Here is a 15,095-nt window from a genome sequence, read left to right on the forward strand (position 1 = left end):
AGCCTCTTAGGCGGGATGAATTTTTCGCCGCGGGACCACGAAGCGCTGCGAAAACGGTCTATTGTACCAGCAACGCACGGCCTGCCGCTCGCTTGCGGCGGCACCGCTCGGCTACCATCGGCGCATGTTCAGCTATCGCCACGCTTTCCACGCCGGCAACCATGCCGACGTGCTCAAACACCTGACCCTGCTGGGGGCGGTGCAGCGCCTGCACGCCAAACCCGGCGGCGTGCTGCTGGTGGACACGCATGCCGGCGCCGGGCTGTACCGGCTCGACCAGGCCGAGGCCCAAACGTCGGGCGAAGCGGCCGGCGGCGTGTTGGCGCTGGCCCAGGCGCTCGCCCGGGCCGACCGTGCCGCCGTGCCGGCGCTGATCGAGGCGTACCGGCAGCGACTCGACGCCCTCAACGACGGCGGCGCGTGGCGCCTGTACCCTGGCTCGCCTGCCTGGCTGCAGGGCCTGCTGCGCCCGCAGGACCGCCTGGTGTTGTTCGAGCTGCACCCCACCGACGGGCGGCTACTGGATCGCACCGTGCGCGCGTGGCAGCAACACACGCCGCGCGCCTCGATCGAACTGCGGCGCGACGATGGCTTCGTGGGGCTGAAGGCCCTGCTGCCACCGCCGCAACGGCGCGCCCTGGTGCTGATCGACCCCAGCTATGAGCTGAAATCCGACTACGCCGCAGTGGCTGCAGCGGTGGACGATGCCCTGCGCCGCTTCGCACCGGGGTGCCTGCTCGTGTGGTACCCGGTGATCGGCCGCCCCGAGGCGCACGCGCTGCCGCGGCGGCTGCGCGCGCTGGCCGAGCGCGCCGGCCGCCCTTGGCTGCGTGCCGAGCTGCACGTCGGTGCGCCCCCCGATCCGCAAGCGCGCGCCGCCGCCGCGCGCGGCCAGGCACACGGCGCCCTACGCGCCAGCGGCATGTTCGTGATCAACCCGCCGTACACCCTCGCCGAGCAACTGCATACGGCGCTCACGTGGCTGCTGCCGGCGCTGCGCCGAGGGCCGGGGGCACAGGTACGCGTCGATCGGGCCGCAGGGGGCGGCTGAGGATACCCTGCGCCCGCTCACGCCGCCGCCAGTGCTTGTTCGAGGTCGGCGCGCAAGTCGTCGATGTGCTCGATGCCGACGCACAGCCGCACCGTGTCTTCGGTGACGCCGGCCTTGACCAGCTCCTCGGGCGAGAGCTGCCGGTGCGTGGTGCTGGCCGGGTGCGTGGCCAGCGAGCGCACGTCGCCGATATTGACCAGCCGCGTGAACAGCTGCAGCGCGTCCAGGAAGCGCTCGCCGGCCGCGCGCCCGCCCTCGATGCCGAACGTCAGCAGGCCCGAGGCCCGCCCGCCCAGGTAGCGCTGCGCCAACGCGTGATAGGGGTCGTCTGGCAGGCCGGCGTAGCGCACCCAGCGCACCTTGGGGTGGGTACGCAAAAACTGGGCCACCGCCAGCGTGTTGTCGCAAATGCGGTCCATGCGCAGCGGCAGCGTCTCGATCCCCTGCAAAATCAAAAAGGCATTGAAGGGCGAGATCGCCGCGCCCATGTTGCGCAGCGGCACCACGCGCGCCCGCGCGATGTAGGCGGCCGCGCCCAGCGCCTCGGTATAGACCACCCCGTGGTAGCTGACGTCGGGTTCGTTCAGGCGTTTGAAACGCACGTTGTGCTCGGCCCACGGAAAGCGGCCCGAATCGACGATGGCGCCGCCGACGCTGTTGCCGTGACCACCCAGGTACTTGGTCAGCGAATGCACGACGATATCGGCGCCGTGCTCGAAAGGCCGGCACAGATAGGGACTGGGCACGGTGTTGTCCACGATCAGCGGCACGCCGTGGCGGTGCGCGATGGCCGCCAGCGCCGCGATGTCGGTGACGTTGCCGCGCGGATTGCCCATCGATTCGCAGTACAGCGCCTTGGTGCGCGCATCGATCAGGGGCTCGAAGGTTTCGGGCCGGTCGCTGTCGGCAAAGCGCACCTCGATGCCGTATTGCGGCAGCGTGTGGGCAAACAGGTTGTAGGTGCCGCCGTACAGCGTCGAGGCCGAGACGATGTTGTCGCCCGCCTCGGCGATCGTTTGGATGGCGTAGGTGATGGCGGCTTGACCCGAGGCCAGCGCCAGGGCGCCGACGCCGCCTTCCAAGGCCGCCAGGCGCTCCTCCAACACCGCCTGGGTCGGGTTCATGATGCGGGTGTAGATGTTGCCCGGCACCTTCAGGTCGAACAGGTCGGCGCCGTGCTGCGCGCTGTCGAACGCGTAGGCCACCGTCTGGTAGATGGGCGGCACCACGGCTTTGGTGGTGGGGTCGGGACGGTAGCCGGCGTGCACGGCCTGGGTTTCGAATCGCATGCGATGGTCTCCTGTCGTGGGTGGGACGAAAATCGATGGCCCCGCGTGATGGCTCGGGCTCAAGACAGTGGCATCAGATCGAGGCGCTGCAGGATGGTCAGCACCGCATCGGCCTGGTTCATCGTGTAGAAATGCAGACCCGGGGCGCCGGCGGTGCGCAGTTGGTCGCACAGATCGGTGACCACGTCCAGCCCGAAGGCGCGAATGGAGGCCACGTCATCACCAAAGCTCTGCAGGCGCAGCCGAATCCAGCGCGGGATCTCGGCCCCGCAGGCATCCGAGAAGCGCATCAGTTGGCTGGCGTTGGTGATGGGCATGATACCGGGCACGATGGGAATGTCCACCCCGAGCGCTTCGGCTTCGTCGACAAAGCGAAAGTAGGCGTCGCTGTTGAAAAAATACTGCGTGATGGCCGAGTCGGCGCCGGCGCGCACCTTGGTCGCGAAGGCCTGCAGATCGGCCTGGGGCGAGCGCGCCTGCGGATGCATTTCCGGGTAGGCGGCCACTTCGATGTGGAACGCCCGATCGAACTCGGCGCGGATGAAGGCCACCAAATCGCTGGCGTAGGTGAACTCGCCCCCCAGCCCGTAGCCACTGGGCAGGTCGCCGCGCAGCGCCACCAGGCGACGCACGCCCATGGCCTGCAGCTCCGCCAGTTGCGCCCGCACCCGCGCGCGCGTGGCGCCGATGCAGGAAAAATGCGCCGCCGCCGGCACCCCTTCGGCCAGGATCTCGGCGACGGTGGCAAACGTGCCCTCCTGCGTGGAGCCGCCAGCGCCGTAGGTCACCGAACAGAACTGCGGACGCGCGGCGTAGAGCCGCTGGCGCACCGCGCGCAGCTTGTCGGCCCCCTCGGGGGTCTTGGGTGGGAAAAACTCGAAACTCAACGGCACAGCCATGCAAAAAACTCCCGGTTCCCGTCGCCGCCGGCGATCGGGCTGTCAAAGTAGTCGCGCAGCCGCAGACCCAATGCTTGCGCGGCATCGGCCACGCGTGCGCGCACGCGCTGGTGGGCCGCCGGGTCGCGCACCAGCCCGCCTTTGCCGATGTCGCCGGGCTGCAATTCGAACTGCGGCTTGACCAGCATCAGCATCTGCCCGTGGGGCGCCAACAACGGCAGCAGCGCCGGCCACACCAGGGTCTGCGAAATGAAGGACAGGTCGCCCACGATCAGGTCGAACGGCGGCGCAGCCGCTGGCCCGCCCGCCCGCACCAGGGCGGGCGCGTCCAGCGTGCGGGCGTTGCAGCGCTCCACGGCCACCACGCGCGCATCGGCGCGCAGCCGTGCATGTAATTGGCCGTGGCCGACATCGACCCCCACCACCTGCGCCGCTCCGGCCTGCAACAAGCAGTCGGTAAAGCCGCCGGTGCTCTGGCCCACGTCCAGACAGCGCCAGCCGTGCACCAGCAGGCCGGTGTGGGCCAGCGCCCCGGCGAGCTTGAGCCCGCCGCGCGAGACGTAGCGCAGCTCGGCGTCGTCGCTGAGTTCGATGGCGCAGCCGGCGGGCAACTCGTCGCCCCCCTTGGCCAGCGTGCACCAGCCACCGGGCGCCAACCAGCGCACCGCCCCGCGTTCGATGAGGCGCTGCGCCGCCGAACGCGTAGGCGCCAGCCCGCGCTGCACCAACAGCCGATCGGCTCGCATCGCCCCTTTGCCTCCAAAAGCTTCTTGCAACACGCCACAAACGCCAGCCGACCGGCGCCAGGACACGCCCACCACGGGCGCACGCGACGCCGAGCAAGCACCCGCCGCAAGCGCCGTACACGCAGGCGCTTGGCAACCGCCCATGGCGGCAAACCGGCGCACAGTGGCTCGCTGCGGCCGGCGCGCGCCATGTCGCCGACCGAGTCGGTTGCGGGCCGACGTCACTCAGTAGCGGTAGGTATCCGGTTTGTACGGCCCTTCCTTGGGTACGCCGATGTAGGCCGCTTGCTCGTCGGTGAGCTCGGTGAGCATAGCGCCGAGCTTTTTCAGCTGCAGCCGCGCCACCTTCTCATCCAAGTGCTTGGGCAGGGTATAGACCTTGCCCTTTTCGTAGTAGTCGCGGTGCGTGAAAAGCTCGATTTGCGCCAGCGTCTGGTTGGCAAACGATGAGCTCATCACATAACTGGGGTGCCCGGTGGCGCAGCCCAGGTTGACCAGCCGCCCCTTGGCCAGCAGGATGATGCGCTTGCCGTCCTCGAAGATCACGTGGTCGACCTGGGGTTTGATTTCTTCCCAGCGGCACTTCGACTCCAGGGCCGCGACGTCGATTTCGTTGTCGAAGTGACCGATATTGCACACGATCGCCTGATCCTTCATGCGCGCCATGTGCTCGTAGGTGATGACGTGCTTGTTGCCGGTGGCGGTGACGAAGATGTCGGCCTTGTCGGCGGCGTAGTCCATCGTGACGACCTTGTAGCCTTCCATCGCCGCTTGCAGCGCGCAGATGGGGTCGATCTCGGTGACCCACACCTGGGCCGCCAGCGCCCGCAGCGCCTGCGCCGAGCCCTTGCCGACGTCGCCATAGCCGCAGACGACGGCGATCTTGCCCGCGATCATGACGTCGGTGGCGCGCTTGATGCCGTCCACCAGCGATTCGCGGCAACCGTAGAGGTTGTCGAATTTGCTCTTGGTGACCGAGTCGTTGACGTTGATGGCGCGAAACATCAGCTCGCCGCGCGCGGCCATCTGCTTGAGCCGGTTGACGCCAGTGGTGGTCTCCTCGGTGACGCCGATGACCTGCGCGGCCTTGCGGCTGTACCACTTGGGGTCTTGCGCCAGGCGCTCGCGGATCGCGGCAAACAGCACACGCTCCTCTTCGCTGCCGGGCCGATCGAGCACCGACGGGTCGTGCTCGGCGCGCTTGCCCAGGTGCAGCAGCAGCGTGGCGTCGCCACCGTCGTCCAGGATCATGTTCGGTCCCTCATCGGCGCTGCCCGCCGGGCCGAACTCGAAAATACGGTGCGTAAACGCCCAGTAGTCTTGCAGCGTCTCACCCTTGTAGGCGAACACCGGCGTGCCGGCGACGGCGATGGCGGCGGCCGCGTGGTCCTGGGTGGAAAAAATATTGCACGAGGCCCAGCGCACCTGCGCGCCCAGCGCCTGCAGCGTCTCGATCAGCACGGCGGTCTGGATCGTCATGTGCAGCGAACCGGCGATGCGCGCGCCTTTGAGCGGTTGGCTGGCGGCGAATTCCTCGCGAATCGCCATCAGGCCCGGCATTTCGGTTTCGGCGATGCGGATTTCCTTGCGACCCCAATCGGCCAAACCGAGGTCGGCCACCACGCAATCGGTGGGCAGGGCGGTGGTCAGCGGTGCGTTCATACCATGGACTCCTGTTGCAGGGTTGCCACCGCTGGCGGGCCACACTGCTCACGCCACGTCGGTGGGTGAGCGTCGTTGCCACGGAACCGGCGGCCGTTGGGCGCCACCGGCGCTGCTCGAGCCTCGCGCGAATGAATCGCGCTGCAACGCTCCTCGGCCAGCGCGTCCATTATATAGGCGAGGCGCCGTCGCCGCTGGCGGGCTTTCTATAATCGACCACACGGCGCCCGGCCGCTCCGGGTTTCGTTCGCCTCCCCCACCTTGACCACCGCCCCCGCTTCATCCTCCGCGCATGCCCTGTCCGTCGTGGCCGCCGACATGCAGGCGGTCGATGACGTCATCGAGCAGCGCTTGAGCAGTGAGGTACCCTTGGTCGGTCAGGTCGCGCACTACATCATCGGCAGTGGCGGCAAGCGCGTGCGCCCTGCCCTGCTGTTGTTGATGTGCGGCGCGCTGGGCTGCACGGACGCGCGCCGCCACACCTTGGCGGCGGTGGTGGAGTTCATCCACACCGCCACCTTGCTGCACGACGATGTGGTGGACGAATCGACCCTGCGGCGCGGGCGCGACACCGCCAACCAGGTATTCGGCAATGCCGCCAGCGTGCTGGTGGGTGACTTTTTGTACTCGCGCGCCTTCCAGATGATGGTGGACTGCGGGGACATGCGCATCATGCGCGTGCTGGCCGACGCCACCAACGTGATCGCCGAGGGCGAGGTGCTGCAGCTGATGAATATGCACGACGCGCACCTGGACGAGGCGGCGTATCTGCGCGTCATTCGCGCCAAAACGGCCAAGCTGTTCGAGGCCAGCGCGCGTTTGGCGGCGCTGCTGGCCGGCGCCGACGCTGCCACCGAAGCGACTTGCGCCGAGTATGGGCAAGCGATCGGCGCGGCGTTTCAAATCGTCGATGACGTGCTGGATTACGCCGGTGACACGGCCGAACTGGGCAAAAACCTGGGCGACGACCTGCGCGAAGGCAAAGTGACGCTGCCGGTGATCTGCACCTTGCGCCGCTGCACGCCCACCGAGGCGGCACTGATCCGCAGCGCGATCGAGACCGGCGGCAGCGAACGGATGGACGAGATTTTGACCATCGTGCGCCGCTGCGGCGCGCTTGACGAAGCACGCCACCACGCCCGCGCCGAGGTCGAACGCGCCACTGCGGCGCTGCAGCGTTTGCCCAGCGGCGACCACGAAACGAAGAAATACCGCCAAGCTCTGCTACAATTGGCGACTCAGCTTCTGGCTCGCCGCTCTTGACGGCGATCGAGTCAGTCGGGGTGTAGCTTAGCCTGGTAGAGCGCTACGTTCGGGACGTAGAGGCCGGAGGTTCGAATCCTCTCACCCCGACCAATATATTTCGTCGAGCCAGACAGCCTCGTCTGCGCCAAGGCCTCGGTAGGCCATCACAAACGGGCGAGCAAGCGCGGCAGCGCCACGCGAACCTTCACTTCCTGCGCCGGCACCGCGCGGCGCACCGCATAGGCGCTCTCGGCGGTGTCGCGCAGCGGCGCCTCGCCTTTGGGCAGACCGTCGCGTCCGACGATGGCAAACACCAACGGCGTATGCGCCCGCCGCCCACGCCGCGCCACCAGGCCGATTTCGCCGCTGGCCAGCTCCACGTAAGTACCAGGCGCGTACAGCCCCACCACCTGCACCAACGCTGCGCCCAGGGGCGTCGTCATGCCGCTGGCGTCCATGTAGACGTCACGTGCCGCCCGCGGTGCCGGCAAACCCGGACGATTGATGCGCGGGCTCAGTCGCGCCACGTACACATCCACCAATTGCAGCAACTGGGCAGGCGCCGACACCTCGGCGCGGCCATGCGGATACCCCAGTCCCCCCTGCCGCTCGTGGTGATCGCGCACCAGCTCCAGCCACAGGGCATCCTGCACCCCCAAGCGGCGCAATGACTGTTCGCCACGCAGCGGGTGTTGGTGCACCGCCTGGCGTTGCGCGGTACTGAGCGGCGCATCTTGCCGAGCCAGGTCGTCGTGCAGGCGCGCCAAACCCAGGTTCATCGTCAGGGCAGCGCAGCGCAGACTGTGCTGCCGCTCGGCCGACCAACCGAGGCTGGCGGCCACCTCGCCGGCCAGCAGCGCGCACAACCAGGCGTGCGTGGCGCTGTAGCCCAGCCGCCGGTCGTACAGCATCTGCACCAACACCAGCACGCTGGGGTCGATGCGCGGACGCAACAGCTGCGGCAAATAGGCCATCAGCCGCTGCAGCCGACCCAGAAAATCCTGCGCCTGCTCACCCTGGTGCAGCAACAGCGTCAGGCCGGCGTGCAGGCCGGCCCAGATCTCGTCGATGGGGCGGGTGTCGGCAACGCCTTCGCCCGCGTCCTGCCAGTTCATCGGGCGCGCGACGTGGGCGATTTCCTCCAGCGAACGATTGTCGCGCAGCGCGCGGTCGATGGCGGCGTTGTAGCGAAACGTCCACGCCTGAAAATCTTCGCGCCGCAACATGGGGCGGTGCATTGCGATCCAGTCGCGGTGGTGTTCGTCGCGAATCACCTGTCCCTTGCGTAACAGCAACTCGCCGCGGGCATCGAAAATGTCCACGGGCAAGGGCTCGCCCAGCGTGATTTCCTCAATGGGTAGGAGCACGAACATCGACAAGGTCCTCGAGCCCCGTACTGTACCCGTACCCGCTGCCAGGTGGCTGGAGCACGCCCCGACGGTACACGCCCCCTTGGGGAGCGCGCCGCGCCACGCCAGCGCCGGCCCCGACGCCGCCCATGAACGCACGCGGGCGTTTCGTTGCGATAATGCTTGCCATGCCATCCGTCGCTCGAGCACGCCGTCATGACTGAGTCCGCCCTGCCCGTCATCCCGGTCGAGCAGTTGCGCGTAGGTCACTACGTCTTGCTCGATTTGGGTTGGATGGATCACCCCTTTCCGCGTAACAACTTTCGCATCAGCGCTGCACACCAGATCGACACCATCCGCGGCCTGGGGCTGACACGGGTGCGCATCGACCCGGCCCGCAGCGAATTGTTGCCCGAGGACAGCGCGCCTGCCGTTGGAGACCGCAGTGGCGCCGATGCCCACCCTGAGCCGGCACACGCCGCCGACGCCCGCACCCAGGTCCTGTTGCAGCAACGCCAGGCGCTTCTGCGTTGCGAGCGGCAGTATCACGAGGGCACGCGCCAGGTACGCGCAGCCTTCGAGCAGGTCGAGCGCGCGCCGCAGGCGGCCGGCGCCATCGCGCGTGGTTTGATCGGCGGCATGGTCGACGCCATGGGAGGGGGAGGCGAGACGGCGCTGCGGCTGCTGTCGGACGTGCAGGGCGAGCGCAGCGCGCAGCATGCGATGAACGTGGCGGTGCTGTCGTTGTTGCTGGGGCACGCGTTGGGTCTGGACGACGCCGCGCTTCGGGCGTTGGGGGTGGCGGCGCTGCTGCACGACATCGGCAAGGTGCGCCTGCCAGACCCGGTGCGCCACAAGGACGATGCCTTCACACCCGCCCAGCTCAAGGCCTACCAGGAGCACGTGGTGCATGGGGTGGTGCTGGCCCAAGCGATGGGGCTGGAGCCGCAGGCGGTGCAGGCCATCGCCCAGCACCACGAGGCCGCCGATGGCAGCGGCTTCCCCGATGGCTGCCACGGTGCGCAGATCGGACGCCTGGCGCACATCGTAGCGCTGGTCAACCGCTACGACGGCTTGTGCAATCCGCACAACCCGGCGCGCGCCTACACGCCACACGAAGCCCTGGCGCGACTGTACGCCGTGCACAAGGCGCGCTTCGACGCGCCAACCCTGACGGCCTTCATCCGGCTGCTGGGCGTCTATCCGCCGGGGTCGATCGTGCAGCTCAGCGACGGGCGCTACGCGCTGGTGCAGGCGTGCAACGCCACGCGGCCGCTCAAGCCCCAGGTGCTGGTGCACGACCCGCGCACCCCACCCAGCGAGGCGCTGCTGCTGGACTTGCAAAGCACGCCCGAGTTGACCATTCAGCGCAGCCTGCGCGCCGACCAACTGCCGCGCGCGGCGTTGGATTATCTGGATCCGCGGCCCCGTTATTGCTACTTTTTCGAGCGCGCGCTGCGCGCCGATGACGTCACGGCGCCAACGGGAGCACGGTCATGAGCTATCTGCATTGGGCACCGGTGACCGAGGGTTTGCTGGAGGCCGTGTGCGTGGTCGATCCGCAGACGCTGCGCATCCTCACCGTCAATGGCGCCGCGTGCCGCTTGCTCGGCGCCGGGCGCGAGGCCCTGGTTGGCTCGTCGGTGCTGGACTGGACCGCCGACCCTCAGGACGAGGTCTACTGGGCCGAGTGGCGCGCCGGCATCGAGCAGACGCTGGAGTCGGAAAGCGCGGTGCGACGGGCCGATGGCAGCGTGTTGCCCGTGCAACGCCGCGTCGGGCCCGTGCACCCGGTGGGCGGCGAGCCCGTGGTGCTGTGGGCGATGCAAAACCTGGCCGAGTGGCGGGCGACGCGCCAACAACTCGAGACGCTGTTGGCGGAGCTGCGTTCGGTGCTGGAGTCGGCCTCCGACGCGATTTTGGTGTGCGATCTGGACGGCCGCATCCGCGCCTTCAATCCGGCGTTTGCCCAGCTGTGGGATGTGCCCGCCGCGCTGCTGACCGACAACGACGAAAACGCCATCTGGCAGCACCTGGGCTTGCAGGTGATGGACGCCAGCGCATTCACCGCCGGGCTGCAGGCGCTGCAGCGCACCCCCTTGCGCGAAGCGCACGATCTGGTGCCACTGCGCAGCGGGCGCTTGCTGGAGTGCACCTCACGTCCGCAGCTGGCGCGCGGACGTCCGATCGGACGTATCTACGTGTACCGCGACATCACCGAGCGGGCCGCGATCGATGCCAAGTTGCGCTTGGCGGCCAAGGTGTTCGAAGCCAGCCTGGATGCAATCGTCGTCACCGATCCCCAGCTGCGCATCGTCGCCTGCAATCCGGCCGCGCTGCGGCTGGCCGACCACGCCCACGACGATCTGCAGGGCCAGCCGGTGGAGGCGCTGCTGACGGCCCCCACTCGCCCGCAGTGGACGAGCGAGGCCAGCGCCGCGCTGCATGCGCAAGGCTACTGGGAAGGCGAGCTGTGGCTGCGCCGCCCGCGCGGGCCCGCCGTGGCGCTGCTGGTGTCGTGGGTGCTGTTGCGCGACGCCAACGGGCAGCCGCTCAACACCGTGCTGTTCGCCAAAGACCTGTCGGAGAAGCTGGAGGCGCAGCGACGCATCGAGCAGTTGGCCTACACCGACCCGCTCACGGGGCTGCCGAACCGGCTGCTGCTGGGCGAACGCGTCGCCCACGCCATTCACGTGGCGCAGCGCAACAGCCAGGGCTTTGCCCTGCTGTTCCTCGACCTCGACCGCTTCAAGAGCATCAACGACTCGCTCGGCCACATGTTTGGCGACCGGGTGCTCGTCGAGATCGCCGAGCGGCTGCAGCGCTGCCTGCGCCAGACCGACACCCTGGCGCGACTGGGCGGCGACGAATTCGTGGTGCATCTACACGACGCCGACCGCGAAGCCGCGGCACGCGCAGCGCAGCGACTCATCGCCGCGGTCATGCAGCCGGTGTCGATCGAGCAGATGCAGTTCACGCTGTCGGGCAGCATCGGCATCGCCATGTACCCGGACGACGGCGCGTCGCTGGACGAGCTGATTCAGAGCGCCGACACGGCGATGTACCAAGTCAAGGAACGCGGCAAGGGACACTACCGCTTCTACCAGCCGCAAATGAACGCCGACTTGCTGCAGCGCGTGCAGATGGACCACGCGATGCGCGAGGGCCTGCGGCGCGGCGAATTCGTCTTGCACTACCAGCCGCGTGTCGATTTGCGCGCCGACGCCGTACCGGGCTGTGAAGCCTTGCTGCGCTGGCAACGCCCCGAGCACGGCCTGGTGATGCCAAGCACCTTCATCGGCGTGGCCGAAGAAACCGGCCTGATCGCCGATCTGGGCCACTGGGTGCTGCGCGAAGCGGTGGCGCAGGCAGCGCGCTGGCACGCCAGCGGCCGGGCGCTGCAAGTGGCGGTCAACGTCTCGGCGTTGCAATTCACGCAACCGGGCTTCGTGCAAGACGTGGCCGACGCCTTGCACGTCAGCGGCCTGCCACCGGCATTGCTGGAGTTGGAATTGACCGAGTCGATTCTGATTCGCGACGCCGAGGAGGCGCTGGCCAAATTGCAGGCGCTGGCCGAGCTGGGCGTGGAGCTGTCGCTGGACGATTTCGGCACTGGCTACTCGAGCCTGACGTACCTGAAGCGCTTTCCGCTGCACCGCCTCAAGGTCGATCGCAGCTTCATCGCCTCGATGCCGGAAGACGACGTCGACGCCGCCATCGTCGCCGCCATCGTGCAAATGGGCCACGCGCTGCGCATGGAAGTGGTGGCCGAGGGTGTGGAGCGCGCCGAGCAGCTGCAGCGCCTGCGCGCGCTGGGCTGCGATCACTGTCAAGGTTTTTTGTTCGAACGCGCCTTGCCGGCGCAGGCTCTCATCGAATGGCTCGATCGGCGCACGCAAGCCTGCGCCGCACCCGCCGCAGGGGCACCGGCGTCACGCTGAGCGCTGCCCCCGAGCGCCGCGCCGCGGCTCAGGCGCCGATCGCTTCGGCCCACTGGCGCAGGTCGTCGGCCGTGACCTGCCCCAGCTTGCGCTGGGCCACGCGGCCCCTGGCGTCGAGCACCACCGTAAACGGCAGCCCCCCGCGCGCATTGCCCAGCTGGCGCGCCAAATCCGTTCCGCCCAAGCCCGCCAGCCCGATGGGAAAGGTCAGCGGCTGACGCTGCAAAAATTGCCGCACCGCGCTGGGCTGGTCGATGGCCAGCCCCAGGACCGTCCAGCCGCGCGGGCGCTGCTGCTGCCAAAAGCGCTCCAGCAGGGGCAGCTCCTCGATGCAGGGTGGACACCAGGTGGCCCAAAAATTGATCAGCAGCGGCCGCCCGCGGTAGTCCGCCGCCACCACTTCACCACCGTCGGGGCGCTGCCAGCGCAGGGTCCACAGCGTCTGCTCGGCATCGGGCGCCGGCGCCCCAAGCGTCCAGCGCCACGTCGACACCCCGGCGCCCAGCGCCGCCGCGGCCGCGGCCACCCCCCATGTCCAAGCGCGTCGTTGCATCACGGTTCCTCCATCGGGGCCGGGGCGGTCTCGGCGGCCAACAGGGCGCGCACTTCGGCCACTGTGCCGCGCGGCACCCGTCCCAGTGCATCGGGCAGGCGGGCGCCGCGCTGCGCGCGCGTATCGTTGATCCACAGATGCAGCCCCACCGGCTCGTTCCAGTCGGCGCAGCGCACCGCCAACGACAACACCGGAACCTCGCGTCCCAGCGCGCCACTGGCCTGCTGCGCCTCGTAAGGCACACCGGCGTCGAGCAAGGCGACCTCCACCGCCTTCGGGTCGTCGCTGAACAGCTGCAGATGAATATCGTTGTGGCGGGTGGCGGTGCCGTGCCACACCGCGCCACCGAGCAGGGGGGCAAAGGCCACCAGCCGCTGCATCCACTGCAGGGCGGTTTGACGCAATGCGCGCAGCTCGGCCGGCTGCGTGGCGGCGTGAAACAGCGCCAGATGCGTGCGCACCGCCGCCTCCAGCGCCGCCGCATCGGGCGGCGTGGCGCGCGCCGGCAGCCCCAGCTGGGTGCGCGCGCGCCGCACGGCTTGCGCTGGAGACCAACCGTCGTCCACCATCAGCGCCGCCGCCACCGCCGCCCACTCGTGCACCGCTTCGTCACGCATGATCGCGATTGTCGCCGATGCGCCGCGCGCCTGCCGCGATAATGGCGCTATGCACATCCACGTCTTGGGCATTTGCGGCACCTTCATGGGCGGGCTGGCCGCGCTGGCGCGCGAAGCCGGCCACCGTGTCACCGGCTGTGACGCCGGGGTCTACCCGCCGATGAGCGAGCAGCTGCGCGCCTTGGGTATCGAATTGATCGAAGGCTACGGGGCCGATCAGCTGGCGCTGCGCCCCGACCTCTTCGTGGTGGGCAACGTGGTCAGCCGTGCACGCCAGCCGGATGGCAGGCCCAAATTCCCCTTGATGGAGGCGATCCTGGACGCCGGCGCCCGCTACAGCAGCGGGCCGCAGTGGCTGCACGAACACGTGCTGCACGGCCGCCACGTACTGGCGGTGGCGGGCACGCACGGCAAAACCACCACCACCGCCATGCTGGCGTGGATTTTGGAACACGCCGGCCACGCACCCGGCTTTTTGGTGGGCGGCGTGCCGCTGGATTTCGGTGTGTCGGCGCGCCTGGGACGGCTGCCCGCGGCGGGCCAACGCACCCCGTTCGTCATCGAAGCCGACGAGTACGACACCGCCTTTTTCGACAAGCGCAGCAAGTTCGTGCACTACGCGCCGCGCACGGCGGTATTGAACAACCTGGAGTTCGACCACGCCGACATCTTCGACGATCTGGCCGCGATCGAGCGCCAGTTTCACCACCTGCTGCGCACCGTGCCGGCCAGCGGCCGCGTGATCGTCAATGGACTGGAAGAAAGTTTGGCGCGCGTGCTGCACCAGGGTCTGTGGAGCGAGCTGCGCACCTTTGGCGCCGCCAACAGCGACTATGTGGCCGAGGGTGAACCGCACGACTTTACGGTGTTGCGCCATGGCCAGCCGGTGGCGCGGGTGCAGTGGGCGCTGACGGGCACGCACAACCAGCTCAATGCGCTGGCGGCCATCGCCGCCGCCGACCATGTGGGGGTGCCCCCGGCGCAGGCGGCCGAGGCGCTGGCGCGCTTTGCCGGCGTGCGCCGACGGCTGGAAGTGCGGGGCACGGTGGCGTTGCCCGGCGGTGCGGTCACCGTCTATGACGACTTCGCCCACCACCCGACGGCCATTCGCACCACCGTGGACGGCCTGCGCCGCCGCCTGGACCGCGAGGGCCGGGGCAGCGAGCGTATTCTGGCGATCTTCGAGCCGCGCTCCAACACCATGAAGCTTGGCACGATGAAGGCGCAGCTGCCGTGGGCGTTGGCGGGGGCGGACCTGGCGTTCTGCCACGCCGGCGGGCTGGATTGGGATGCCCACGCAGCGCTGGCGCCGCTGGCCGGGCGCGCTCAGGTGGCACCGGACATCGATACCCTGATGGCGCAGGTACTGGCCGCGGTGCGCCCGGGCGACCACCTGCTGTGCATGAGCAACGGCGCCTTCGGCGGCGTGCACGAGCGGCTGCTGGCGGCGCTGCGCTCTCGCGCTCCAGCGGCGGCTTGACCTGGTGCGCGGCAAGCCTCGGCCTTCAGGCCGGGGAAGGATAGCGCGGACGCCGTAGGCGTCCCATAGGCCAGGCGTATCATTTCGCCCATGCAACGTCTGCAAGCCTTCAAATACGAAACGATGCCGATCGGCGAACAGCAGCGCCAGATGCGCCGCTTTGCCGGGTCGTGCCGCTTCGTCTTCAACAAGGCGCTGGCGTTGCAGAAGGAACGCTACGAGCAAGGCGAGAAGAAGCTCGGCTACGCCGGCCTGTGCAAGCT

The 15,095-nt window shown here is 68.8% G+C and carries 13 protein-coding genes, 1 tRNA gene and 1 riboswitch; of the genes, 7 read left to right on the forward strand and 7 right to left on the reverse strand.

The features are described from left to right. Positions 1-124 precede the first annotated feature (124 nt). Entirely contained in the window at positions 125-1,051 is a 927-nt protein-coding gene (locus Tchar_RS07340) for a 23S rRNA (adenine(2030)-N(6))-methyltransferase RlmJ (RefSeq protein WP_144328400.1), read from the forward strand. A gap of 17 nt (positions 1,052-1,068) precedes the next feature. Here Tchar_RS07340 and Tchar_RS07345 read toward each other — a convergent pair whose 3' ends face one another. The 4 genes from Tchar_RS07345 to ahcY all read right to left on the reverse strand — a co-directional run bounded on the left by Tchar_RS07345 (position 1,069) and on the right by ahcY (position 5,647). Beyond that, positions 1,069-2,340: an O-acetylhomoserine aminocarboxypropyltransferase/cysteine synthase family protein gene (locus Tchar_RS07345; RefSeq protein WP_144328401.1), complete on the reverse strand. Its 1,272-nt coding sequence runs from the start codon at positions 2,338-2,340 to the stop codon at positions 1,069-1,071. 59 nt (positions 2,341-2,399) lie between these two features. Next, positions 2,400-3,239 (reverse strand): methylenetetrahydrofolate reductase [NAD(P)H], encoded by an 840-nt coding sequence (gene metF, locus Tchar_RS07350; protein WP_144328402.1) that lies wholly within the window; start codon positions 3,237-3,239, stop codon positions 2,400-2,402. Continuing rightward, positions 3,224-3,985, reverse strand: coding sequence for a TlyA family RNA methyltransferase (locus Tchar_RS07355; RefSeq protein ID WP_144328403.1), 762 nt, complete (start codon positions 3,983-3,985; stop codon positions 3,224-3,226). Before Tchar_RS07355 ends, metF begins: the two co-directional genes overlap by 16 nt. A gap of 225 nt (positions 3,986-4,210) precedes the next feature. Next, positions 4,211-5,647 carry an adenosylhomocysteinase gene (ahcY, locus tag Tchar_RS07360; protein WP_144328404.1) on the reverse strand — a complete coding sequence of 479 codons (1,437 nt, stop codon included), beginning with the start codon at positions 5,645-5,647 and terminating at the stop codon, positions 4,211-4,213. Between the two features lie 60 nt (positions 5,648-5,707). After that, a riboswitch (S-adenosyl-L-homocysteine riboswitch) is annotated at positions 5,708-5,808 on the reverse strand. Positions 5,809-5,965: 157 nt separating this feature from the next. On the opposite strand from ahcY, the gene Tchar_RS07365 reads away from it, so the two are divergent. Further along, positions 5,966-6,910: a polyprenyl synthetase family protein gene (locus tag Tchar_RS07365; protein ID WP_144328419.1), complete on the forward strand. Its 945-nt coding sequence runs from the start codon at positions 5,966-5,968 to the stop codon at positions 6,908-6,910. Between the two features lie 16 nt (positions 6,911-6,926). Beyond that, positions 6,927-7,003 (forward strand) — tRNA-Pro (locus Tchar_RS07370). 53 nt (positions 7,004-7,056) lie between these two features. Here the strand turns inward: Tchar_RS07370 and Tchar_RS07375 are convergent. Further along, a complete protein-coding gene (locus tag Tchar_RS07375; protein ID WP_144328405.1) occupies positions 7,057-8,265 on the reverse strand; it encodes an HD-GYP domain-containing protein in 1,209 nt (402 codons plus the stop codon). 192 nt (positions 8,266-8,457) lie between these two features. Here Tchar_RS07375 and Tchar_RS07380 point away from each other — a divergent pair, with 192 nt between their 5' ends. Continuing rightward, entirely contained in the window at positions 8,458-9,741 is a 1,284-nt protein-coding gene (locus tag Tchar_RS07380; protein ID WP_144328406.1) for an HD-GYP domain-containing protein, read from the forward strand. Next, a complete protein-coding gene (locus tag Tchar_RS07385) occupies positions 9,738-12,182 on the forward strand; it encodes a sensor domain-containing protein (RefSeq protein WP_144328408.1) in 2,445 nt (814 codons plus the stop codon). Before Tchar_RS07380 ends, Tchar_RS07385 begins: the two co-directional genes overlap by 4 nt. Positions 12,183-12,210: 28 nt before the next feature. On the opposite strand, the gene Tchar_RS07390 is transcribed toward Tchar_RS07385, so the two are convergent. Together Tchar_RS07390 and Tchar_RS07395 are read right to left on the reverse strand one after the other, a co-directional pair. Then, entirely contained in the window at positions 12,211-12,735 is a 525-nt protein-coding gene (locus tag Tchar_RS07390) for a TlpA family protein disulfide reductase (RefSeq protein WP_144328409.1), read from the reverse strand. Further along, positions 12,735-13,352, reverse strand: a complete 618-nt coding sequence (locus Tchar_RS07395) for a hypothetical protein (RefSeq protein ID WP_144328410.1) — start codon at positions 13,350-13,352, stop codon at positions 12,735-12,737. Before Tchar_RS07395 ends, Tchar_RS07390 begins: the two co-directional genes overlap by 1 nt. Here Tchar_RS07395 and mpl point away from each other — a divergent pair. Both mpl and Tchar_RS07405 read left to right on the forward strand, forming a co-directional pair. Next, entirely contained in the window at positions 13,351-14,832 is a 1,482-nt protein-coding gene (mpl, locus tag Tchar_RS07400; protein WP_408033542.1) for a UDP-N-acetylmuramate:L-alanyl-gamma-D-glutamyl-meso-diaminopimelate ligase, read from the forward strand. The two genes, Tchar_RS07395 and mpl, sit on opposite strands and share 2 nt — an antisense overlap. A 90-nt stretch (positions 14,833-14,922) precedes the next feature. Further along, positions 14,923-15,095, forward strand: a 173-nt coding sequence (locus Tchar_RS07405) for a helix-turn-helix domain-containing protein (protein ID WP_161595477.1), incomplete at its 3' end; no start/stop codon positions are given.

Source organism: Tepidimonas charontis, assembly GCF_007556685.1.
In the GTDB taxonomy this organism is placed as follows: domain Bacteria; phylum Pseudomonadota; class Gammaproteobacteria; order Burkholderiales; family Burkholderiaceae_C; genus Tepidimonas; species Tepidimonas charontis.

Excerpts from the sequence above, each read along its gene's own strand:
- Tchar_RS07340 (WP_144328400.1), top strand. The coding sequence starts at position 125 with ATGTTCAGCTATCGCCACGCTTTCCACGCCGGCAACCATGCCGACGTG.
- Tchar_RS07345 (WP_144328401.1), bottom strand. The coding sequence starts at position 2,340 with ATGCGATTCGAAACCCAGGCCGTGCACGCCGGCTACCGTCCCGACCCC.
- metF (WP_144328402.1), bottom strand. The coding sequence starts at position 3,239 with ATGGCTGTGCCGTTGAGTTTCGAGTTTTTCCCACCCAAGACCCCCGAG.
- Tchar_RS07355 (WP_144328403.1), bottom strand. The coding sequence starts at position 3,985 with ATGCGAGCCGATCGGCTGTTGGTGCAGCGCGGGCTGGCGCCTACGCGT.
- ahcY (WP_144328404.1), bottom strand. The coding sequence starts at position 5,647 with ATGAACGCACCGCTGACCACCGCCCTGCCCACCGATTGCGTGGTGGCC.
- Tchar_RS07365 (WP_144328419.1), top strand. The coding sequence starts at position 5,966 with ATGCAGGCGGTCGATGACGTCATCGAGCAGCGCTTGAGCAGTGAGGTA.
- Tchar_RS07375 (WP_144328405.1), bottom strand. The coding sequence starts at position 8,265 with ATGTTCGTGCTCCTACCCATTGAGGAAATCACGCTGGGCGAGCCCTTG.
- Tchar_RS07380 (WP_144328406.1), top strand. The coding sequence starts at position 8,458 with ATGACTGAGTCCGCCCTGCCCGTCATCCCGGTCGAGCAGTTGCGCGTA.
- Tchar_RS07385 (WP_144328408.1), top strand. The coding sequence starts at position 9,738 with ATGAGCTATCTGCATTGGGCACCGGTGACCGAGGGTTTGCTGGAGGCC.
- Tchar_RS07390 (WP_144328409.1), bottom strand. The coding sequence starts at position 12,735 with ATGCAACGACGCGCTTGGACATGGGGGGTGGCCGCGGCCGCGGCGGCG.
- mpl (WP_408033542.1), top strand. The coding sequence starts at position 13,351 with ATGATCGCGATTGTCGCCGATGCGCCGCGCGCCTGCCGCGATAATGGC.
- Tchar_RS07395 (WP_144328410.1), bottom strand. The coding sequence starts at position 13,352 with ATGCGTGACGAAGCGGTGCACGAGTGGGCGGCGGTGGCGGCGGCGCTG.